Origin of the sequence: Prevotella merdae, from assembly GCF_900290275.1 — a bacterium.
GTDB lineage: Bacteria > Bacteroidota > Bacteroidia > Bacteroidales > Bacteroidaceae > Prevotella > Prevotella merdae.
Genome location: NZ_LT985323.1, coordinates 211,879 through 233,644, shown reverse-complemented (window position 1 = coordinate 233,644; position 21,766 = coordinate 211,879). Strand labels below are relative to the sequence as shown.

Annotated in this window: 28 protein-coding genes and 1 pseudogene; 1 reads left to right on the top strand and 28 read right to left on the bottom strand. The window is 49.1% G+C overall.

Annotated features, from left to right (window positions below):
* Positions 1 to 3 precede the first annotated feature (3 nt).
* From C9991_RS00970 to C9991_RS00900, 16 genes and pseudogenes are all read right to left on the bottom strand, one after another.
* Positions 4 to 1,428: a hypothetical protein gene (locus tag C9991_RS00970; RefSeq protein WP_157949324.1), complete on the bottom strand. Its 1,425-nt coding sequence runs from the start codon at positions 1,426 to 1,428 to the stop codon at positions 4 to 6.
* A gap of 42 nt (positions 1,429 to 1,470) precedes the next feature.
* On the bottom strand, positions 1,471 to 1,950 hold the full coding sequence (locus C9991_RS00965; protein WP_232823212.1) for a hypothetical protein: 480 nt from the start codon (positions 1,948 to 1,950) through the stop codon (positions 1,471 to 1,473).
* On the bottom strand, positions 1,928 to 2,422 hold the full coding sequence (locus C9991_RS00960; RefSeq protein ID WP_106810780.1) for a hypothetical protein: 495 nt from the start codon (positions 2,420 to 2,422) through the stop codon (positions 1,928 to 1,930). The genes C9991_RS00965 and C9991_RS00960 overlap by 23 nt, the downstream gene beginning before the upstream one ends.
* A 32-nt stretch (positions 2,423 to 2,454) precedes the next feature.
* Positions 2,455 to 3,207: a hypothetical protein gene (locus C9991_RS00955; protein WP_106810779.1), complete on the bottom strand. Its 753-nt coding sequence runs from the start codon at positions 3,205 to 3,207 to the stop codon at positions 2,455 to 2,457.
* A gap of 28 nt (positions 3,208 to 3,235) precedes the next feature.
* Complete coding sequence (locus C9991_RS00950; RefSeq protein ID WP_106810778.1) at positions 3,236 to 4,069, bottom strand: DUF6712 family protein; 834 nt, start codon at positions 4,067 to 4,069, stop codon at positions 3,236 to 3,238.
* Between the two features lie 38 nt (positions 4,070 to 4,107).
* Positions 4,108 to 5,568 (bottom strand): hypothetical protein, encoded by a 1,461-nt coding sequence (locus C9991_RS00945; protein WP_232823211.1) that lies wholly within the window; start codon positions 5,566 to 5,568, stop codon positions 4,108 to 4,110.
* Positions 5,565 to 5,819 (bottom strand): maintenance system killer protein, encoded by a 255-nt coding sequence (locus C9991_RS00940; RefSeq protein ID WP_106810777.1) that lies wholly within the window; start codon positions 5,817 to 5,819, stop codon positions 5,565 to 5,567. Before C9991_RS00940 ends, C9991_RS00945 begins: the two co-directional genes overlap by 4 nt.
* A 138-nt stretch (positions 5,820 to 5,957) precedes the next feature.
* A complete protein-coding gene (locus tag C9991_RS00935; protein WP_106810776.1) occupies positions 5,958 to 7,004 on the bottom strand; it encodes a hypothetical protein in 1,047 nt (348 codons plus the stop codon).
* A 166-nt stretch (positions 7,005 to 7,170) separates the two neighbouring features.
* Positions 7,171 to 7,245, bottom strand: a pseudogene (locus C9991_RS17215) (DUF5053 domain-containing protein); the annotation flags it as partial.
* Between the two features lie 63 nt (positions 7,246 to 7,308).
* Positions 7,309 to 8,274: a tyrosine-type recombinase/integrase gene (locus C9991_RS00930; RefSeq protein WP_106810775.1), complete on the bottom strand. Its 966-nt coding sequence runs from the start codon at positions 8,272 to 8,274 to the stop codon at positions 7,309 to 7,311.
* Positions 8,275 to 8,296: 22 nt separating this feature from the next.
* On the bottom strand, positions 8,297 to 8,875 hold the full coding sequence (locus tag C9991_RS00925; RefSeq protein WP_106810774.1) for an N-6 DNA methylase: 579 nt from the start codon (positions 8,873 to 8,875) through the stop codon (positions 8,297 to 8,299).
* Between the two features lie 25 nt (positions 8,876 to 8,900).
* Complete coding sequence (locus C9991_RS00920) at positions 8,901 to 9,206, bottom strand: hypothetical protein (RefSeq protein WP_106810773.1); 306 nt, start codon at positions 9,204 to 9,206, stop codon at positions 8,901 to 8,903.
* Positions 9,203 to 9,421 carry a hypothetical protein gene (locus C9991_RS00915; RefSeq protein WP_106810772.1) on the bottom strand — a complete coding sequence of 73 codons (219 nt, stop codon included), beginning with the start codon at positions 9,419 to 9,421 and terminating at the stop codon, positions 9,203 to 9,205. The genes C9991_RS00920 and C9991_RS00915 overlap by 4 nt, the downstream gene beginning before the upstream one ends.
* Positions 9,418 to 10,113 carry a hypothetical protein gene (locus C9991_RS16950; protein ID WP_232823210.1) on the bottom strand — a complete coding sequence of 232 codons (696 nt, stop codon included), beginning with the start codon at positions 10,111 to 10,113 and terminating at the stop codon, positions 9,418 to 9,420. The genes C9991_RS00915 and C9991_RS16950 overlap by 4 nt, the downstream gene beginning before the upstream one ends.
* Positions 10,110 to 10,610, bottom strand: a complete 501-nt coding sequence (locus C9991_RS00905; RefSeq protein WP_106810771.1) for a hypothetical protein — start codon at positions 10,608 to 10,610, stop codon at positions 10,110 to 10,112. The genes C9991_RS16950 and C9991_RS00905 overlap by 4 nt, the downstream gene beginning before the upstream one ends.
* Complete coding sequence (locus tag C9991_RS00900) at positions 10,607 to 10,930, bottom strand: hypothetical protein (protein ID WP_106810770.1); 324 nt, start codon at positions 10,928 to 10,930, stop codon at positions 10,607 to 10,609. The genes C9991_RS00905 and C9991_RS00900 overlap by 4 nt, the downstream gene beginning before the upstream one ends.
* A gap of 461 nt (positions 10,931 to 11,391) precedes the next feature.
* On the opposite strand from C9991_RS00900, the gene C9991_RS00895 reads away from it, so the two are divergent.
* On the top strand, positions 11,392 to 11,637 hold the full coding sequence (locus tag C9991_RS00895; protein ID WP_157949323.1) for a hypothetical protein: 246 nt from the start codon (positions 11,392 to 11,394) through the stop codon (positions 11,635 to 11,637).
* Here the strand turns inward: C9991_RS00895 and C9991_RS00890 are convergent.
* The 12 genes from C9991_RS00890 to C9991_RS00840 all read right to left on the bottom strand — a co-directional run bounded on the left by C9991_RS00890 (position 11,634) and on the right by C9991_RS00840 (position 21,764).
* Positions 11,634 to 12,575 (bottom strand): hypothetical protein, encoded by a 942-nt coding sequence (locus C9991_RS00890; RefSeq protein ID WP_198643726.1) that lies wholly within the window; start codon positions 12,573 to 12,575, stop codon positions 11,634 to 11,636. The genes C9991_RS00895 and C9991_RS00890 overlap by 4 nt on opposite strands.
* Before the next feature lie 368 nt (positions 12,576 to 12,943).
* The gene (locus C9991_RS00885) at positions 12,944 to 13,351 is read right to left on the bottom strand and encodes a hypothetical protein (protein WP_106810767.1); all 408 of its coding nucleotides are present in this window, start codon (positions 13,349 to 13,351) and stop codon (positions 12,944 to 12,946) included.
* Between the two features lie 130 nt (positions 13,352 to 13,481).
* Positions 13,482 to 13,679: a type II toxin-antitoxin system HicA family toxin gene (locus tag C9991_RS00880; RefSeq protein WP_106810766.1), complete on the bottom strand. Its 198-nt coding sequence runs from the start codon at positions 13,677 to 13,679 to the stop codon at positions 13,482 to 13,484.
* 409 nt (positions 13,680 to 14,088) lie between these two features.
* Entirely contained in the window at positions 14,089 to 14,769 is a 681-nt protein-coding gene (gene radC / locus C9991_RS00875; RefSeq protein ID WP_232823209.1) for a RadC family protein, read from the bottom strand.
* Positions 14,770 to 14,782: 13 nt separating this feature from the next.
* Complete coding sequence (locus tag C9991_RS00870; RefSeq protein ID WP_106810764.1) at positions 14,783 to 15,313, bottom strand: ComF family protein; 531 nt, start codon at positions 15,311 to 15,313, stop codon at positions 14,783 to 14,785.
* 812 nt (positions 15,314 to 16,125) lie between these two features.
* Positions 16,126 to 17,778: a hypothetical protein gene (locus C9991_RS00865; protein WP_232823208.1), complete on the bottom strand. Its 1,653-nt coding sequence runs from the start codon at positions 17,776 to 17,778 to the stop codon at positions 16,126 to 16,128.
* The gene (locus tag C9991_RS00860; protein ID WP_106810763.1) at positions 17,750 to 18,346 is read right to left on the bottom strand and encodes a hypothetical protein; all 597 of its coding nucleotides are present in this window, start codon (positions 18,344 to 18,346) and stop codon (positions 17,750 to 17,752) included. The genes C9991_RS00865 and C9991_RS00860 overlap by 29 nt, the downstream gene beginning before the upstream one ends.
* Before the next feature lie 37 nt (positions 18,347 to 18,383).
* The gene (locus tag C9991_RS16565; protein WP_157949322.1) at positions 18,384 to 18,611 is read right to left on the bottom strand and encodes a hypothetical protein; all 228 of its coding nucleotides are present in this window, start codon (positions 18,609 to 18,611) and stop codon (positions 18,384 to 18,386) included.
* Positions 18,571 to 19,131 carry a C4-dicarboxylate ABC transporter gene (locus tag C9991_RS00855; RefSeq protein ID WP_106810762.1) on the bottom strand — a complete coding sequence of 187 codons (561 nt, stop codon included), beginning with the start codon at positions 19,129 to 19,131 and terminating at the stop codon, positions 18,571 to 18,573. The genes C9991_RS16565 and C9991_RS00855 overlap by 41 nt, the downstream gene beginning before the upstream one ends.
* A complete protein-coding gene (locus tag C9991_RS00850) occupies positions 19,097 to 19,969 on the bottom strand; it encodes a hypothetical protein (protein WP_106810761.1) in 873 nt (290 codons plus the stop codon). Before C9991_RS00850 ends, C9991_RS00855 begins: the two co-directional genes overlap by 35 nt.
* 106 nt (positions 19,970 to 20,075) lie before the next feature.
* The gene (locus C9991_RS00845) at positions 20,076 to 20,675 is read right to left on the bottom strand and encodes a hypothetical protein (protein WP_106810760.1); all 600 of its coding nucleotides are present in this window, start codon (positions 20,673 to 20,675) and stop codon (positions 20,076 to 20,078) included.
* Between the two features lie 78 nt (positions 20,676 to 20,753).
* Positions 20,754 to 21,764 (bottom strand): hypothetical protein, encoded by a 1,011-nt coding sequence (locus tag C9991_RS00840; RefSeq protein ID WP_106810759.1) that lies wholly within the window; start codon positions 21,762 to 21,764, stop codon positions 20,754 to 20,756.
* Positions 21,765 to 21,766 lie beyond the last annotated feature (2 nt).

Sequence of the window (21,766 nt, the reverse complement as noted above, 5' to 3'; positions counted from 1 at the left end):
TTATTAATTGGATATTGAGTACTGTGCGGCATACTGCGCGCCGTCGGGGAAGGTGACGATAACACGGAAACCAACCTTAGAACCAGACTGCCAAGTTGACGGCAGGTCGGTAGTGGAAGAGACGGTAAGAGTGAGACCTACGGAACCCGTGGGATGAGTGAGGTTCCAAGCCATATCTCCATCCTTATCATTACTCTCACGTAGCCAGGTGATGGACGCAAGACCTATCTCAGACTCACGCAGCTGCATCTCAGCATTGTAGACGGTAGCGATAAGGTCGGTGGTCCACTCCTCACCTGCCCTGAAGAAGTTTCCAGCCGAGGAAACAAGACTAATCCACATGTTGCCTCCACCGATGATGCAGACCCAGTCGGTATTGTTGAAGCGAGGCTCAGAACCTGAACACTCCGGCACGGCACATTCCCAATAGCAGCCACCCCACCAGACACGGTCGACATAATAGCCCTTGTTAAGCTCGTCGTAGCCCTTGATATACTTGCGTGAAGCTGACCATTGGCCACAGTCGCGGAACTGATAGACTGGGTTGCCGAGATAGTCAACCTGAATGAAGTCCTGCGCAAGGACACCCTTGAAGTAGAGGTAAGGCTGAGACTTGGATAACACACCACGATTGATGAGGTCGCGAGTCGCCTCGATGTCGGGAGGCAGACCGATGAATCCCGCATAGTTGGAACCATGCTCATTATCCTCAACAATAGGCTTGTTGACACCCTGCAGGAAGAGCCAGCGTCCATCGTTGGATGATACGAACCACACAGACTGGCGTGTTTCGTCGACGGTATTGCCCCAACGGATGACACGAGCAGCAGACACGGGAGCCGAGTTAATGCCACCCGGACAGTCGGCACCAGGATACATGGTGCAAAGAGCTGAGTTGGAGTCGGTATCGAGAGACTCCACTCGGAGCCAGAACGAGCGGTAGGTCTTGGCCTGGTCGAGGTTGTTGACCTTGCCGAGGAGGATGTCGTTAGCATGGAAAGTGACATGATCGTCATCATACTCCTTGCGGAAGGTGAGTCTGTACTGATTGATGTCGGTATGCTCAACACTCTCGACGATGCCACGGTCGGTGAAATAGGTGTCGCCCTCAAGCACATTCTGATGGTTGATAACCAGCTCATCGAATATGGCCGAACCATTGACACGGATAGAACCGCAGGTGATGGAGCCGTCAGGATTGAGCTTGATGTCGCCATTCTCGCCTATGACAGCACCCTTGAGGAGCTTGAGCAGAAAGCCGTCGGTATCCTCCATATCCTTGCGGATGAACGGAGCGTCGGCAAGATAGTCGAGCAGGGCAAGGAAAGCCGAGCCTACACGCGTAGCTGTGTTGGCATGGGTGCGACGCTCATCACGTATTGTGGTGAACATCTCACGTAGGGCTGATATTTCTTGTGCAAAAGTCATAGGGCAAAGATAGAGATATGTGACGAAGATTGAAAATACAGACTAAAGCTGCGAGACCGTGCGGTCGATGGTGTTGGAACCGCCGCCAAAGAGCTGATAAAGGAACGAGGAGACAAGACCATTGTAGGTTGTGCCGTAGAAGCTTGCCTCAAACTCATTAAGTCGATGTATAGAATAGAGATACTTCTTAGAGAACCAGTCGCGAGGCTGACGGTGGTGGGGATTGGTCTTCCAGTCCTTGAGGAACTTGAGGTCGCCACCATTGCCACGGCTGTAGCCATTGCCCACGCCACGCGCCACATAGATGCCATACTCAAGGAAATGGTGCTCGATGGTGGTGACGGGTCCGGGATGCACAATACCCTGCACCGAACTGGCGAGAGCACCAGTACGGTAGACAGGCGGAGCGAACTGCATCATGCGCTCGCGCCACATCTTGATCATGAAGTCGCTCCAGCCTTGAATCCATTTCTGATGCTCGGCATCGGTCATGCCGGGCTTAAGTCCATTCTGATTGCTCATAGCTTATATCAATAGGCTGCTCATTCTGAATCATAAAATATAGACCCGTGGTTCCGCTGTAGGAATAGCGAGGCAGCTCGGTGGAATATATGTTGTTAAGGTTAAGGAAGGTGAGACGGTCGTCGCCGAGCGTGTCACGGTCGTGGAGCAATCGCGAGTGGAACTGTCGGAATATCTGTCGGCAGAGGTTAAGCTTAAGCTCACGGTCTGCCATATCGTCCTGACTGTAATGTGCCAAGATGAACACCGTGTAGACATCGCGACGGAAGAAGCCGACACCATTGCCGAAGGTCTGTTGCGAGGTAGTATCGTCGACCATGACAAAATTCTGGTACTTTCGGAAGCCCTGTATTATGCCATCGATGGAATCCGGTCCGCTGCACAGGCAGGGATGGAAGCCATACTCCTTGGCAAGACGGTTGGACTTGGCAAGCTGCGTGAAGTAGTCTAGTGCGGGAAAGAGGGAGTTCATAATGTGGAATGTTGAATGTGGAGTGTTGAATGTTAGGATTTGGGGAATTTACGGCGGAACTCTTCGGCCTCCTTGGCCTTGGCGTTGAGTTCGGTAAGGGCGCGCCAACAGTCAATCTGCTTGACTGACTGCTCCTTGGTGACATCGCCATCCGTAAGGGCGCGAAGCTGGACGTTGATGCTCTCAAGTATCGAGAGATCTGACATGTCGGCATCGGCAGACACCTTGCGGAAAAAGTGAGTAAACGCCCTGGACATGACGAACTTGATGTGGCCATACCAGGCGAGAGTGGCAAGACGCTCACCAGGCGTGAGGCTGATTTCATCCGGAACCGAGCCGTCGGGCTTGCGGTAGAGAAGAGCAGCAAGGTTGTCAATATCCTCCTCATTGCGCGACTGCATGAACCGCTGATAGCGACGCTCCATGCAAAGATAGTCGTTGAAGGTGACGATGCGGTGAGTATTGACATCCTCCTGCAGTAGTTCGTGGACAGCGTTGAAACCACCGACAACCTCCAACCGATTGTCCATGGTCTCTGTGCTGTCCACAAACGATAGCTGCGAGAGGAAGGAATGAATCTGCCACGACTGCAGATAGAACACCTTGCCATCCTTGACACACTTCCAACCAAACCGGTTGCGCTTGACGACTCTGATGCCCGTAAAGCGGACGAACATGTAGGTCTTGACAACCACCATGTCGGCGAAGGTGGCGAGTAGATAGAACACATAGCGGAGCTGGTCTTGTGTAAGCTCGCGCCAAGATGTAGGTGAAGACAGATCCATTTGTCAATTATTTATTTGTAATTATTAACTATGCGTTAAAGATGAAAGCGGAGGACTCCTTGGTATTGGCGAACGGCTCGACGTGAGCTGCCTTGTAGGCCTCGCTGCCATGATAGAGAGCATAGGTGGTGGAGTCGCTCTCAATCTCGCGGACGAGGCGGCGGTACTGGGGAGTAGCGAGGGCAGACTTGCCCATGGTTGACCACCGCGAGGTGAAGTCGCAGCAGAGCTGCAGGACAGACGCATAGGGAGTGAGGCGGTCGTGGTCGCTGCATCGGTAGGCATCGAGGAGGTCATCAACCTGCTCGTCGCCGAAGCGCAGACGCAGCTGCTCATCTGTATCGACTATAGCCGGCTGCATGTTCAGCCAATCCTGATAGGACAGCGAAGCTGTAGCCTGAGGATTGAAAAAGAAGTAGTGCTCTGTGAAGATGTAGCGTATGAAGTTGCGTGCTGCAGCCGTACAGCCCCACTCCGCCGAGCGCAAGAGATGGACGGTCATGGCTCTGGCACGGCAGAGAGCTGTGCGCAGCGACCCCTCAAGGGCATCGACACGCTGCTTGCTCGCCGGAGATATAGTGTCGTTGCTGACGATGCCGAATCCTGTAGGAGTGAGCACCAGGTCGAGCTGGCGGAACACAGAGAGGAAGCCATCGATGCAGACAAGCATGTTAAAGTAACGCTTCAACTGACTATCCTCCTCAGACTCTGTAACTCGCTTAATGCCAACATCGCCGAGCAACATGCTACAGTAATTGTCGAGGGCTGTGGCGATAGCAGGAGACACAGCCTCGTATACTTCATCGTGTGCGCTGATGCCTACGGGCAGGGCAAGCTCGAAATCTTGCTTAGTCAATCTCATGAGACGTGAATGTTAAATGTTGAATGTTAAATGTTATATTATTCCTCTGCTTTATTGCCGTTGGAGTCGGCAGACACAGCCTTGGCATCCTTGTGCTCATCGAGAGTGGTGAGGACTATCATGGGGACATCGACTGTGGCACGCTCATGCCAATGATTGTAATGCAGAATGACATGATAAGGCTTGCACATGACATCGTGACAAGGCTTCTCAATAGCCTGCTTCAGGGTGAAGAGCTCGCGCTTGTCGGAGCCGCTGTTGTTCATCTGACTCTTGCCAGGTGTGGCTCCAACAAGGTTGGGATGGATGCCGAACTCAAAGCACAGAGCGTTGGAAGCCTCCGACATGTCATCGCTCCAGTTGCCACCCTCCTTCTTGCTTGCGTCGTTGAGAGGCACGATGCGCACCATGCGGTTCTCCTTGCCGTTAGGGTCGACGTAGTAGCCGCTGATCATCGCCTTGCCCGCATTCTCGATGCCCGTGACAAAATCGATGATGTTGCGCTTCTCCTGATTCTTGCGCTTACGACGCTCTGTCTCATCAGTAATGCCCTCGTTGTCGCAGACATTATCCCAGTAATCATCATGCACCTCAATCTGCACACGTGGAGCAGACGTGTTCTTGATCATATAGCGCTTGCCTATGCCTATGAGACGGTAGATGTCGAACCAGGCGTCGCGGAAGATGGAGTAATAGTAAGGCACTGGATAGTACTGACAGCCCGGCGTAGCCATACGGCTGACGATGGCAAACTTGCGGTCGTTAGTAGGCTTGCGGCTCAGGCCGGTCATCGGGTCTGGTTCCTTGCCCATGCGTACAAGCAGGTCGCCGAGAGGATTCCAGTAATCGAGGAGCGGTATCGACTCTATCTTGGACTCGTCGAAAAAGCCTATGCGGAAATCGCCGTAAAACACGTGCTCGATGCCTCCGCTCCGTGTGCTGGGCGCATACTCGAAACGGCAATAAGAGGCATCCTTGTTGCGCACGGTGACTATCTTCTCGCCATCGCGCGAGAGGATGATGACAGTAACCGAGAAGGAATAGAACTTGATGTCGGTTGTCTGCTCCAGGAAAACCTCCTGAAGGGAGTTGCGCAAGCAGAAGTCGAGGATTTCCTTGTCCGACACGTCGCTCTTGGTCTTGCGGTCAACGAAGCGCACGCCCTGGCCGTAGCAGCTAACGATGTTGAACTGCTGGCATTGTGCCGTGACCATGTTGCCCATCAGCTCCTTGCGCACACGGTAGGGCAGCTGGTCGTCGACACCCCATTGCACATACTTGTAGGGCTTGCCCTTGACTATGATGTCGCGCACGGACTGCATGCCCGGCGAGTCCTCATCATCGAAGATGGTGCTCGAGTCTACACCATATTCGGAGTTGACGGAGTTGACGGAAGACGAATCGTCGACACCTGACGGCACGATGCGGTAGCGACGGAACCCGTCTTTATCTGTAGTTGGAGACGCAGACTCCATTGAATAGCCATTATTTTTGCTCATAAGTAGATTTGTTGGTTGTTGATGCGGAAGATGAACACCTGTGGTACCGTGCGAAGCAGAGGGTTGCCACGCGCCTTAGGATGGCGAAGGCGGAAGTAACCGCCACGCCAGTTGACATGATGGACGAGCCATCCCTTGTAGTGGATGACTTCGCCCGTACCGCCCTCCCAGGCATAGATGTCGACGAGTGAGCGGTATTGATAGGCACGGTCGAGGAGACGGAGCATTTCGGTGAAATGAATAGCACCCATGGGGAATTTTGAATTTTGAGTTTTGAGTTTTGAATTGTCGCCTTTGGCGATTTTGAGTTTTGAGTTTTGAGTTAGCCAAATCACAATTCAAAATTGAATAATTCAGAATGCGCTTTGCGCATAATTCAAAACTCAAAACTACTCAAAAGTGTTGTCGAAAGTATTGTCGAAGATGCGTCCAGAGCGCAGCACGTCGACGACGTTGTGATTGCGCTGGGCATACTCATAGCTGAAAGTGAAGCGAGGAAGCTCATCATCGTCGTTGGTATACTCCGACTTGGAATCAGTTATCAGAATCTCCTTGCCAATGTTGGGGTTGCCATCGCGGAAGTTAACGACGTGGATGGACTGCGAGCGGAACAGCTCATCAACCCAGTTGGCCATGGTGAAGGAGAGGATGCCCGTGTCAGCCTTGAAGGTGCGCGTCTCGCGGATGTTGTAGTTGCGGTTGTATCGGCCAACGAATCCACTTTCGCGCTTGTAGGTTGGCGCTACCGTGTGAGTACCGGTACAGTAGAGGAGTTCCTCAACGCCAAAGCTGTTGTCGAAAACCAGGACAGGGGCGCAGTCAGGCTCGTCAAAATCGATTGAGAACCGGAACGTGCGCTCACCTGCCTGGATTACAAAACAGACTAACACATGACCATCTAAAACAAATTGGCCGGGCGACACATCGAGTGTTGTATATTTGGAGTTGCCCGCTACGGGCAACAGCTTGAACGCCTTGGTGCTGCCATCGTCATAGTGAGCGGTGGCTGTGGCTGAGTCGGTACCTATATAGTGGAGATATTCAAGGCGGTTGACTGCTGTAGTCTTCTCGCCATCGAGGGTGGTGAGGAAGTGCGACGAGATGAAGTCGGCTGCAGACGTGCCAACGTCGGCGGCACAATAGATGATGTCGGCGTTGAGTGTAGCCGTGGAGGTAGCAGTCGAGGAATCCTCTGCCTCTTCGCTGATGACGATGCACAATGCAACCTTAAGGCTCTGTCGGGCGTAGGGAGTGAGCAGAGTGTCAAGCTCCGTGAGAGCAATCTTGCCATCGACGGGATACAGATGCTCGGAATATATCTGAGCGCCATCGACGGAAATAACTACCCCTGCACGGTAGCCAGTAACGGAGAACTCCACGTCGGGAATGCCCGACGAGAAGTAGGAGCCAGAGATTGATTGTAATACGGTAATCATTGCGCTTGTATATAATTTTGTTACAAGTGCAAAGTTAATGGATGATGAAAGGAAATAAGAATACAAAACGAAAGCCCTGATGCTCGCAAGAACACCAGGGCAGAGAAGACGCGCCACAAGCCAGTGGCGACTAATTGTTCAATACGGAATATACCCAATCCGTGGCTTAATGTATATTGTCAGCTACTCGCCTTATACGGTTGCTAAGGTCTACGAGTGCTCCCTTGAGAATGTCCTTCTCCGAATCAGAGAATAGCCGACACTACAAGGAGTGCCGGCCATTTATTCAAGCTTGTATGTCCAACTACTTAAGCAATCCTTTAAAGGCTTTTTGTATCCCTGCACGTTTAACTTCATCAGACGGATGACAATAAGTGTCCATTGTTATCTCCACACCAGCATGGCCGAGGATGGAAGATACAGTCTTTACATCAACACCTTTCTCTATCATCTGAGTTGCAAATGTGTGTCTCAAGCAATGATAATTCAGGTAAGGAACGTTCGCCGCCTTGAGCATCTGCCCATACCAAATGCGCAGTGTTCGTGTGCACGTGGGTTCAGCCGATAGTGTGGCAACAAAATAATCTCCAGGATAAACTCTCGCATAAGACTGTAGTATCTTGCGAAGTTTTGGTATCATCGGTATGTAACGGTTGGATGAAGCGCTTTTGGGAGGTTGCAGACATCGTGACCTTACGTATTCCTCATCCGGATGAAGCATTTTCTGAATTGTTTTGACGATAGACACACACGTACGCTGTATGTGTATTACACCTTCATCGAAATCAATATCAGAAAATTTCAATCCGCATGCCTCTCCAATTCGGATTCCGGTAAACATAGTCACCACAACGGCAAGTCTGCCAGGAGTAGGATGTTCTTCAAATGCCTTTATCATACGCTCATATTCAGCGATTGTGAACCTTTTCACACGTTGCCTCGTTGCGTCCTTGACACGATCTGTTACCACATCCCTTATCTTCCAATCGGTAGATGGCAAATTGCTTATACCCAAATCCTTGTCAGCATAGCGCATAACCATCCTAAATACGCGTATCAAATCCGCTATGTAGTGATTGCTTGCTCCACTTTCACGGAACCGTTCAAAAATGGCCTTCATCAAATCTTCATCAAGAGTACATATATCCGCATTAGGATCAAGAATACGGGAGAACGTCTTGCCATGATTATAATAAGCGGCGACCGTAGATTGTTTCACCTCATCCTTATGCTTGTCAAGCCATTTATCATAAGCTTCCAAAAATGTCATTGTTTACATAACCTCCTTTCATTTACTGTTCTACGATACGGTCTCCAGGTTCTGCCTTTACAACATCACTAAACCCAAGAGCGTCATCTTTTTGGTTAAGCAATATATAGCGAGCCTTAACCGTGCGTTCAAGGACATCTCCGTGATAGACATACCCCATGATGCCACGTATACTGAGGTTTAGCAGCAGCAGGGGGATTGCACGGTCAGACAGCTCCCATACCGTTATCATGTGCTTCGACGGAAAGTACTCCCACGGTATTACACGTCGGCATTGCTCCCACCACGCGCTTATTATAAGACCGCCCGTGCCCGCAGTAGGTTCGTGTATAGAACCTACTGTTGGTAATGCCAACATCGCCACGATTTCAGACACTTCCAAAGGGGTAAAGTCTTGCTTCTGCTTCTTGCGTTGGGCAAATTCCTCTTCATAAAGCTGCCTAAACCAGTCGAAACTCATGTCGTGGTGGTTGACAGAGAGTAGCTCTTTATATATGGCATCGCGCTGCTCCCTGTCTCCCATAACAACATTCATTACTGATTGCGGGAGATCCATTATATCTTCCACATGGAAGATTCTGAAACAATCCTCTTTGTTCATAATAATGAATTTGTCTACCTCAGGGTTATTCTATGAATCGCATGTCGCGCCATATTTCCCACCGTAGAGTGCCATCGGCAACAGTCTTGAGACGATAGCCATGGTTGCGAAGATAGAGCACAATCAACCGCGTTGAAACCGGGTTGATAGGCTCAAGGTCATCGTAGATGTCTTCGGTGGTCTTGTACTCAGGCGTGTAGCTATCGCCGGTGATACCCTTCTTAGGCTCTGGCGAGCGGCTTGCAAAGTAATTGTCGAGCAGCACAAGATTAAAGCCTTCGAGAGGGTCTTGGCGCTGCTGTTCATTATCGAGATATTCTTCTTCCATCATAATGTATCTAATATGTTTTCGAGTTGTTTACTAAGTTCATTAAGATTGCGCATCAAGTCAAGCACATCCCTCATTTCTGTCGGGTTGTCCATTTCGGCGGTCTCAGCCAGCAGGTGGCTCATGGTGTCATGGATAAGCTGTATCTTGACTTCGAGGTTGTCCTTGTCGGTAAGTACTCCTATAGGGTTAGTGTTGTTGTCGCTCATAGTGTTCATAACTTGCCTCCTTGCTCTTGTACCAGTTGATTATATTCCATTGCCCAAACAGTTCCATCCGACTCAAACGGCACGGCACACATCTGATCCACACCATAGTCGTTAACGAAGTGAAGCAAGCCCTTAAGCGGCATAAAGTAGATGGAGACAACGCCATAATCGTCGCCAAAGTTCTCCTTAGAGTCACTAATCAAAACCGAGTCGCATTTCTGGCCATACATATCCGAACTACCCTTGTAAATGTTAACGAATGCCGAAGTGCTCCGTCTCGGATATTTTTTGTCAAGAGCTTTCGTTATGCGCATAATGTCCCCCCCGACATTGCTCAGTCTCTCAGTCTGCACACACATGCCATGCAGCGGACTGAGCAATCGAACCAGCTCCTTCTGGAACTTGTTTTTGGGAGCATAGCAGTGCACAAGCACCACCGACAGCTCATTGAGGAATCCCGTGTTGTTCCAGTCCACATAAGGCAGCTGCTCGTTGGGCTGCTTCTTCTCCACCTTATAGCCACGTTCGGTGATATAGTTGATGATGTAGCCATCGTCGTTCACGCTCTTGAGTACATCAAAAAGATAACCCCTCACGTATTCCCCTACAGCCTTAGGCGTAGCAAACTCTATATGCTCTGAGATAAAGTTCGACTTTTCGGTTCTGCCAAGATGCTCGAAGTCCTTTTCTATAAGGTTCATGCTTCGCCTCCTTCCTGCTCGACATATCTGTTGTAAGAATCTGCCCACATAATTCTGTCGGAAAAGATCGGCGCGGCGAAGAGCTTAGGTTCTCCCACCTCTGTCTTGACAAATGTGCCCTGGATAGGCATGAACTCGACTACGCAGACCCTCTCGAATATGTCTTTAGACTGTACAATCTCGCCGATGTCAAGATTGTTGACATGCTTCAGTCTGCCCGTACTATCTGTGCCAAGCTCGCTGTATATGGTTGACATACGGCGGTTTTTGCGCGGATTATACTTGTCTATGTGCTGTAGAGCCTGCAACATGTTGCGCTTGAGCAGCTGAAAATCGTCGGTCGGGAACACAAGTCCGTGCAGACCATATTGCAGCACCTCGCAGACTTCCTTCTGGAAGTGGTTCTTGGGTGCCGGTGTAGCCTTGACCAATACAATAGAGAACGAGTCGATGTGTCGCTCTGTATAAGCCTCTATTTCCTTGTGCTGAGTATTCATTGCTTGCCTCCTTCCTCTGCTAAACGTTCCTCATCCTTAAGCCAGTTGTCATCGTCCTCCTGGTTAAGCTTATAGATTTGGTAGCCCGCAAGGGGTACACAGGCGAAGGCAGCAAGCAGAGAGACCTGGGATACTGCTGCGCCTACGATCATGATGAAGAAAGCGAGATTGACGCGGATGACCTCACGACGGGTGACGCAGAAACCGCTCATGTGGGTGAATAACTCGCTCTTAGCGTTGAGCCATGCCTTAATGTCGGCGATGCTAATGGTCAACGTGCGCAAATGAGCTGTGCGCTGAATTGATGCAGTTGTTTGCATAATGTGTAAGTTGTAGCCTTATGCCCGAATCCGTCGGGTACGGTTGACGAAAGGGTACGAAAAAAGCGGCTCGCACTTCCTCGTCTGCTACAACTTACATGTGATCCACCACAAAGGGCTAAAAAACACGTGGAAGGCGAACCGCCGTATTCTGTCTTGGCATATCCACACAAATGTGGAATGCTCCACATGAACAAAGGGCGACTCCCTCGGCTCAATGCGGAAAGGTACGGGCAAAAAAATAAGCCCACAACCTTAATAAATATTTTGGTCGGGCTTGAACATATATCCTCGCCCTTTGTTCATGTGGAATGCTCCACATATAAATTGTAGCGATGGCAAAGGTATGGAATAAGTTTGAGACGTGCAAGGATTTCGCCGAAAAATTTTGAAAAAAGTTTGAGGAGTGGGGTAAATTTGAAAAATGTTTTAGTTAAACACCCCTTGCGTAGCTACAAGTTATGAATATAATGATTAACTTTGTACCGAAGAAATCAACCATCATCATGTTCAGCTTACTTGGTAACATATTGGCATTCGTGAGCACATTTGTAGTAATAGCTACACTGCCCATGACCCTCATCCGCATTGCTGTAGTAAAAATCAGCCACAGCAAGCAGATGAAAGAACAGGCTGAGGTTATAATTATTGCCATAAGTATAGCCATTGCCATAATGCTTATACCGTTTTATCATTATCCATACTAATAAGCTTTACGATTGGCGTTTTGTGTCTTATAAAGCTCAATCATGGCCTTTTGGAAATCATCGGGAGTGTTTATCTGAAGCGAGTCCAATGAATCCTTTATTTTGTCACGCATCTCCCGGTCGGTCTTACGATCGAGAAATTCGCTGACATTCTTAATGATGCCATCTGTTTTAAGTTTAAATTGGAAATCTTTATTGTTGAATTCCAAACCACCACCATTAATGAGAAGTACTATAATCCCCACGGTAGACAATATGTTCTTTTTCTTTGAAATGAAATGAAGCAAACCAGGCGACTCCATCTGCACTTTCATAGACACATCTTTTGCTGAGTCTTCTATATTATTCTCTTTGCAAAACTGCTCTGCAAGTATAAATAATTGTTGGATTTCGTAAAATGTGGAAACGTCCACTTCGTTTTCTGTCTTTATTCTTAGAACGATGTGTGTCTCATCATCTTTATTATAGAAATCAAACTGCGTAGAGTCTATATATGCCGCATATTCTGAAATGTCTGAGATTGGATGACGAGAATTAAACATTAGCTGGGCTTTCGGTGGCAGAACAGTGCGAGAAGTAGACTTTAGGATATCTACATCTATTCTCTTCATGAACGGACACCGACCATTGCCTTCAACAATATTAGGCTCCTCATATACAGCACTTTTGACACGGCATATACTTAAATTGAATGAAGAATACCCAGGAACAACAACTATATCGCCAGGTTTTATTTCATGGCAAAAGCGTATGAGCTGCGAAGCTACATGGCCGGGACGGTTGATTTCAGGATGAAGATTTGCTACTATCTTGCGCAAGTTCTTCATCGCTGTGTTTTCATTGGTCAATATATCATTTATATCCTTTAGAAGGATGTCATTATGCCCAACAGCAATGAATCCATTCTCGACAAAGTCATTGTAGTATTCACCACCCATAGTCCTCACCATCCAATATGAAGATGAGTGCGAGACTGTTTGAACATAATTATTTATAACAGTAATATCACCATTGTTCATTTTTTCAAAATTTTAAAACATTGCACAAAATTAGCAATAAAAATTTGATTAAGCAATATATGGCAAAAGAAAAGCGGCTGAAATCCTCACAGACTCCCACCGCTATATAAATGTTTTAAAATTTCGATGCTGCAAAGTTAATCATTTTCGTGGAGACACGCAAATGAAAAATCCCCCGATGCGTCACGCACCGAGGGCTCAACGAGTTCTTTCAATCATGAAACGTTGCGAAGTCATAACTTGCAGCGGTCATGGTGCCGCATGGTCGGGCGGCGGTGTTGAATTTATTAAACAGTGACCATTTCAATATCTTTGGCAAGTCGGCGCAAGCCAGACTTGATTTTGTCAACCTGCTGCTTTCGCGGTTTGGAAATGCCGCTCGCATAGTGTGAGAGTTGCTTTTGGTTAATGCCCGTTATCTCCTGAAGCGCGGCAAAGGAGAATATGCCACGATAGTAGTCGAGCAACGTAGCCACGTCGAAATCATAGACAAGCTGATATTCACCATCGAAGACAGCCGGGTAGACATCACCGTCTTTGCGCCGACCTTCGAGCCAGAAATCGACACTCTCCTGAACATATACCTTAAAGCCATCAAGGTCGCCATCGTAGGCAACGACCCAGCCCGGCAACAAGTCGCAGACGCAACAATAGCCGTCTTCAGTTCGAGCCGCTTTAATCACAACATTGTTCATAATATATCTTTTTATATGTTAATCTTAAAAATAGGTGGCAGCATGACCGCCACCTTACTTTGCTGAACACCAAACCACGCTTCTATTTAATGTTAAAGGTAGGGCGGAGCGTTAGCTCCACCCCGATTTGTTAGAACCTAAGCCCCGACTGCCGTTCAATACTACTGAGGAGCCATCCGCAGATAGATGTTGAAGGCTTGCCGTTGACAGTTACAACACCCTTTTTTGTAGGATGCTTGAACTCTCGGTGGTCTCCGCTGTAACGGTCTAAGTACCAGCCGTCATCAGCCAAGATTCTCAGAATCTTAGAAACTTTTACATTTTTCATAGATCGCTTGTTTAATAATTCAACACTGCAAAGGTAGTAATTTTACTACTAATAGCCAAACAAAATAGTAACTATTTTACTATGAACAACAAAAAAAAGGTTGGGAGCTTCACAGCCCTCAACCTCCGAAGAAATATGATAAAATTTGACTTATTAGAAATGACGTCCGTTAGAGACGGTCACCTAATATTATTCAAAGCAACTACTTCACAGCAGCAGACTGAATATTATACACTTCAAACCTAATAAAGATCCTTCTGTAAATTGCAATTACTTTTCCACTACAAAGGTACAAAAAAATGCTGATAAACAGCACAATAGGAGNTACAGATGCAAAATACTACAGCTATGCGGAGGAAGGCAAGATATAAAGCATTTCCCGACCTTTGTTTAAAGGTCGGGAAATGCTTTATATCTTGCCTTCCTCCGCATAGCTGTAGTATTTTGCATCTGTAACGATAACGTGGTCTACCATATATATTCGCATTGTCTCACAAGCCTTTTTAAGTTTTAGCGTAACGTTGTCGTCGTCTCGGCTTGGTCGTGTCGTTCCGCTCGGATGGTTGTGTATAAGGGTGAGCGTGGTGGCGTTGCAGAGAAGAGCTTCGCGAAGTATCACCCTAACGTCTACGGCTGTCTCCGAAAGTCCACCGCTTGAAATCCTTACGGCTTTGATGAGCTTAAAGCGGTTGTTCATCAGAAGAACGTGGGCTTCCTCGTGGTCGGCTGTGCCCAAAATGGGGCGGAAATAACGCCACACGCTATCGGCGCTGCAAAAGTCCGTGCGCTCGGCTTGCGCTTCATGCTCGATGCGCTTGGCAAGCTCCAAAGCTGCCTTGAGCGCAATAGCCTTCTTGCTGCCGATACCTTGCACGACTTCAAAATCCTCGGTTCTTCGGCTTGTCATGGCTCTAAGGCTACCGCCACACACATTAATGAGCTGCCTTGCCTGTCGTGTTGATGCGGTTGGGTCGTTGCCCTGCCCGATAATGAGCGATAGAAGTTCCACAATGTCAAGAGATTGAAAACCGTTGTTAACTGCCTTGTAGTCGGGACGCTCCTCACGTACCATAATTGAGAAATCATTCATAATGTATAAGTTTTTAGTTGTTAGTTGTTCGGGTTCGTGCAAGAAACATTGCACCTATAACGGTTGCGCCTACGGCTTCAAGCTCCTTGGCAAAGCTGTTGGCGGTCTCGCCTGTGGTTATAAGGTCATCAAACAGAATGACGGTCTTGCCTTGAAAGAAATCGGGGTCGGCTGACACGATATAACCATACGACTCGCTTACGATGTGTCGTGCGTTGGTGTGCTTGGCTTCACGCTGCCCAAAGATATTCACGTGAGCCGTGCCGTTCTGCACGCCTGTCAGCTTGCTCACTTGCTCGGCAAACCGCTTGAACCTTACTATATACTTGTAGTTGTTTGCAGACGGCACACAACACAAGACATAGTCCTCGCAACTTGCGCCATACCACTTGTTAAGGGTGTTAGCCACAAGACTGATGGCATAATCTGTAGCCTTGCGCTTGCCGTCCTTGAAAGCATAGATGAAATTACGCACACGGTTAACAATTTCGTCAGCGGTACGGATGCGCTTCGGAATGTAGGAGAAATACGCTGCTGTTCTCATAATAGTCAAATTTTAAATATTTCTTAATGGGGTTCTTAATTCTCCGAGGCGAGAAAGGAGCTTTTTACACCTCCCATCTGTAGCCCGTTTGAGAGTTTTTTTTTAATTCACGTCGGGTCGAATTTCGCTTTTTACGCCGCAAAAAGACGACGAAAGCAAGGCTAAAAGACAAGAAAAAGAGACTGAAATTTCACGGAAAACCGAGTTTTTAGAAGGTAGATGTAGGAAGGAAAAACTCGGAAGGCTGCCGTGAAATTTCTGGTACTTTAGCTTGCGGTTCTTGGCTGACAGCCGTTCGTCGTAAATTCGCGGAGGAAAAACGGATTTCGATGCGATGCGCTTTTAAAAAAAGGCTCTCAAGCGGATAAGCGGAAGATGTAAAAAAATCCATTCTCCCCCGGAGAATACCCCCCGATAGCTCGCTATCGGCAGCGCTTTTGCTTCTTTTCCGCAATGAAAAGAAGTTTCCATATCAAAAAATGTCGCGTTTTCGCGTACCTATTCCATACCTGCAAAATTTAGCCGCCTTATTTTCAATGAGTTATGTGGCTAAATTTTGCAGGGTGCAAGACTTACGTCTTTGCAGCACTACACCGCCCTACGCCGAGACGGCAATTGCCTCCCCCCGACAAAGCGGAATATGCAGAACGATGTCCCCAAGTATGTGATTTCGGCTTGCGGTCGGGCGACCTTGTGTGAGGAAAAACAGCTTGGCAATTGCCAAACAAAAAAGCCACCTACGCATCACGCGCAAGTGGCCGACCCAAAACTAAACTAAAAATGAAACAACGAAAAAAGCTAAAGACATAAAGCTAACCGTATGTGTTGACTGTGCCACCAGAGCCTTGGAACACGGGCTTGGTCTCGGCACCTATGCAGATCACGTCGAAAGCGTCGGAGCCATCGGTACGCGCCTCCAGCTTGTCCTCCTCAGTCTCGGCAAGCTTCTCACCTCGCTTGTCCTTCTTGCCATTGTAGACGCCAGCCGAAGTGATAGAGATGAAGAGGTCGGGATTGTTGTCGCGGTTGATGAACACCTGAAGGCGGGCACGTCCGCGGAACATATTGTTGATAAGAGCATTCTTCTCGATGTGGTTCATCGGGTTGCCCAGGTACACGTCGCGCACAGCCCATCCCATGGAGCGCAGGGACTTGATGACCTCCTTGTGCGGGTCGTTGTAGTGCAAGCCCCAGTTCGTACCAACCATGGTGGAGTCGTAATAGAATATCACCTGATGACGCCGATGGAAATGATAGTAAGCATTAAAGTCCTCGAGCAGCTCGGGAATCTTGCGCTCATACTTTACGAAGAACGACTTGAGGATGCGGAGCTTGGAGCCTTGCACCTGCCCCACCACAAGCCAGTTGATGAGGTTGTTGGAGTCGAATGCTATGAGCAGAGGAGCACGATCGTCGCGGTCGGCATCCATTCGGCAGTCGTTCGGGATGACTCCACCCTCGGCCTTGGCGAGATTGTGGAGGTTAAGCACAGACTCGTTGGGAGCCGTATAGAGGTTGACATCCTCACGCAGACCACCATAAAAGCCGTCCGCAGCAATGCCTATGCGCTGGCACATGATAGATGTGGCGAAGGTGAGCGGAGGAAGGTCACGCTTGGCGCGACGGATGAACTCCTCGCCAAGAAGTGCCAAGTTTTCGATAGATGAGTACTCCTTGTAGAGGAGACAATGTGAGCGGAAAAAATTAAGCTGTCGGTTAAGCTCCTCAAGACGCTTGCTTATAGCCTCATGCAGCTCAGGGCGCTTTGCCATCTTTGCACGCAGCTTCCAGATCTGGTAGATGATGCCCTCGATGACCTTGACAAGCTCAGGATCCTGCTTGTCCTTGTAGGAGAGGAACCATGAGCCTCGCTTGGTGACCGGCATATCCGACGTGATAGTCATGCCATGGTGGAGAGGAAAGTGGCGGAAGTACATCTCATTGCCACGATTGGCTTGGAACGTCTCATCCTTGAGCTGCTCGAAGTCGATGAACTTTGCCTCGTCGATTATGAGGTAGTCGAGCGACATAGAGTTGGACGTGCCCGAGCGGTCCTGCGAGATGATGTTGCAGACAGAGCCGTTGTAGAAGCTGATAGTGTTCTCCCAGTTGGCAGGGGTGAAGATGGGCGACTTCCAATGCAATTTCTTCCATGGTCGGCGACCAACAACATAATGCAGGTCGCGTTTGAACCCCCAACGCTCAAGATGAATGAGCATTGAGGGAAGGATATTGGTGAGACAACGCTTGACTGAAGGAGCCACAAAACCGCCCATAGAACCGGGCATACCTTGAAAACACGACTGCAAGCGCCGTGCCTGAATGGCACCCTTGCCGATACCACGCCCTGCCACAATCACCTCGTCGCGAGTGTTCATGGCCAGAGAGTAGTATTGAGCATCGTTGAAGTATTGTCGGTTGGGTTGTTCTGTGTTATCAATCATCTTCATCGGGTTTAGGTTCATCCTTAATCTCCTCAAAGTCAGCGTCCTGCACCATAGTATTTGAGTAGCGCTTGTAGAGAGCGCGAATCTTGCCACGGAGGTCGGGGATGCGCTCTATGCCAAGAACTGTAGGATCGTCAGTCGGCTCAAAGTTCTGCGGCACAATCTTGTCGAACTCAAGGTCAGGTTCATCATCCTTGTCTGTGCGATTGTTAGCCACAAGCACCTTTGAGAGAGCAGCCACAGCCCGCCACTCACCAGCCTTACGAGCTGCAGCAATGTCCTGCTCGACAGACTTGTTGATCTTCCACCTCATAAACTCCTTGGTGGTCTGCTGCATGTTGCCGAGCAAGACCTTGGTGAGATGCAGATCCTCGTAGGCAAGAGAGCGCGAAGCCTTGAACATATTCATGTCGTACTGCACAAGGTCGTTGTCGCTCTTCGAGGGGAACTGCAGCCAATACGCATATAGCCCACGAATGCGATGCAGCCTATTGAGGACAGAATCGGAGACACGCAGGTCGCGAAGCTCAGAGTCGTCGAGAGTGACGTAGCGCGAGTATTCATCGAGGTTGACGGGAAGAGGCATGGTGAATGTTGAATTTTGAGTTTTGAATGTTGAATTGCTAACTGACAGCCGACTGTGCGACGGAGAGAAGACGCTGGCACTCCTGGACAGCATACGGAGAGCCGGCGAGGGCCGTGTCGTGGAGAGTGCGTCGAAGCTCAAGAGCAGTAGCAGACACACCTTTGAGGTAGGCAGTACGGGCAGGATGGCCGACAGTATTAATATCGTCGGACAGCTGACGCTCATCAATACCCAAAAGGGCGGATATCTCCGGTGGAGTCATCATCTCCTTGGCATGAGCCTCTATCTCGGAGAGCAAGTCGGTTGAATAGTCCATTAAGTTCCAAAGATTTATCGACGATGCCTCTGAGACCGGCAAGAAGCGAGTAATAGGCTTGAGGGTCGGTGGTGAGCATGGTACACTCAGCACGGTCACCATAGGTCTGATTCTGCGAGCTGATGACCGACACGGTATAGTCGGCTGTATTGACGAGGACAATCTTGGAGTGGTTCTGCGCAAGATGCACATGGTCGAAACAACTCTGCATAAGCCGATAGAGCTGCACAGTCTTACGAGCAGCCTTGAGGTCGGCCACCAGAGTAGCATGTGCAATCAGGTTGCGACGGCGCAGACGCAAGAAGCCAGAGAGGAAAGCGTCGGAAGTTGAGAAAGTTGACACATATACGTCGGCACGCCCGGTCTGCTTCAGAATCCAACTGAGCAAACCGAGCGTGTGTAATCCAGTACCGAGATGATACTGAGCAGTAGCATCACTCAGCGGACGGAAGGGACAGACCTGTCTCATTGAGTTTAGCTAAGATATCATCGCCGATAGGGGCAGCATTTTCGACGAGCACGGTAACGCGCTGCTGCACCTTGGCGAGCAAATTGTTGTAATCGGCGAGAGCCTTTGTGTTATCATCAGCAGAGAGAGAGGAGCGACGAAGCTCCACAAGGCGGTCGATATACTTAGTAATGTAAGAGCGAGCGTTGGAAATGTCCTTGGCAATGTCAACTGGCGAGGGAGCCGCGCCATCAGCGGCAACCTCCGAGCCTGAAGGAGCAATATAGTTGTCGTAGCGCTCGAGCTCACGCTTGTAGGTATACCATGTCTCCTTGAGCTGCTGCAGATACTCGTAGCGGTCGCAAGGCTGTGTGAGAGGCAGCAGGGTCATGTAGAGACGCTTGATGTTGTTCCAACGTTCCTTGTTCTGCTGCCAGATGCTGCGCACATCTGCTGGCAGCTTGTCGTGGTCGGGACGGATGCCCGACGCGCGAGGGAGGAAAGACATATCAGCAGGAGCATCAGAGTCCTCCGAGTCCTCAGCAGCCTCCTCATCTTTATTGTCGGTCATGAACTGCTGCTCCTCGTCGATGGCCTCCTTAACCTCAGGTGTGACCTCGGCATCGAGAGCCTTGACATCCTGCAGAGTCATGCGCTCGAGTCGCATGGGCAGGAACTTGTTAAGCTCATAGCGTACCTTGGACTCGAACTTAAGCGGACGGCGGATAATAGTCTGATACATAGACACATTGCGGTTGAGCTTAAGCACAAGTTCGGCACCATGAATGATGGACGCGCTATCGTGAGACTCGTCAGCAAGCCATGACTGCATATCTTGAGTTAACTTATCATCGTACATAGAGTAAAGAAATTGATTGTTAAGTAAAAACGGCCAGCACAATTGCTATGCTGACCGCCCCTAACACGTTAATAAAATTAAACCTATTATGATTATAAAGAAAAGCCTATGCAGCAACATTAAGAAGTAGGCCAGTCTCACCAGAGAAATCGCCGTCGGCAGTCTCAATCTTGCCCGGATAGAACGGAGCAGGATACTCGTCATCGGCAGCAATCTGTATAGAGGTAGAGTTGGCATCGGTTGGAGCCTTGCCAAGATCCTGCGAGAGAGTGAGTTCGGGCGTAAAAGCCTCGGAACCGAGCATACGAGCCTTGCCGTTGCGCTGGATGAAGAGGTAGACCATCTCATCGTTGTTGGCCTGTGCTATGTAGCCAGTAATCTTCTCCTCAGTACCAGGAGCCACGGCTGTACCAGTATTCTTAAAGGTCTTGGAACCGTAAGAACCCTGCGACTCCACCTTAAGCTCCGACTCGTTGGGGATAAGAGCAATCTTATGCCACTTTTTATCGGAAGCGAGGACGAAATCGCCCGTATATTTAGCTACAGACTCAAGATCCTTAGGAGCTTCAGCCCCGATAGTCGGCCATTTGACAATGTCGCGCTTGGAAATGCCGTAAATCCAGCCACGCACACCCGGCAGAGACTTCTGCCCTGGGCAGAAATTAATGTCTGAGTAGATAGACTCAGCGCCAGTACACTTTGTCATTTTTGTAAAATTATTAAATTATTAATTGGGGAACCCCACGAGTGGTGAGGAACCCCTAATCACTATACATAACCCTGCTTAAGCCTTCTTCTTCCAATAGCGGAGAACCTCAGGAGAAACTGACTCAAACTGAGTGCCAAAGAAGTAGTTCATGATGAAGTCAACGTCGTAGTGGTTGCTAAGCGACTTCTCGACAAGGAACTTATCATCATCCGTCTTCTGGTTGAAGAGGAGATAAGCGTTGTTCTTGGGCGTGAGAAGCAGGAAGTCGTCAGGCACGCAAGGTAGCGGAACGAACTCGACATTGCTTGCGCCATCGAGCGACTTCTTGTCGTAAGCCTGGTTGTAGGGCAACGAACCGTGGTTGGTCTGATATGACTCAGTATAGAAGTGATAAGCCTGGTCGCTCATAAAGAGCTTGAGCTGCTGCGAGCGAAGCTTGGCAGCAGCTGCAGGATTGCCCACCTGATTCCAGTAGAAATCTTTAATAAGGTCCTCGGCGTTGTCGGCTGTGATGGACTCAGCACCCTCGACAAGGTTGCCAATGTCAGCAGATATGAGCACCTTGTTAGTATAATTAGTACCAGCGACATCATTCTCGAGGATGGTCTGGAAACCGTTGAACCACTTTGAGGTGCTTGTAGTGTCTGTAGAGTCGTGCTTTGCCGTGAACGAATTCATAAACATCTTCTCGCCAATCTTCTTGACGAGATAACCGCACACCTGCACAACAATCGGAACATTCTTGAGACCGTCGCCCTTGGTGACGTTGCTACCCCAGATGGACTGATAGATAGCGTTAGGGTCGATGCCCTGCACGATGTTGCCGAAGAAAGTTTCGAAGACGCGAGGGTCGATCTTCACATCGGCATCCTGATGCTTAGTCTTAGAATAGTTGCTAATCTCAGCATCGGTCGACATCTGGCTGACAGTCTCACGGTAGCGAATGCCGGTGCGGACATTCATGTGCTTCGCAAGCTGCTCCATCGCGAGGAAAGGCATGATGACGAATTCCTTGCGGTAGGTCTGGAAGGTCTTGGACAGCTCCTCGGCACCATAAGTGACATTACCTATTTTAATCGAAGCCATAA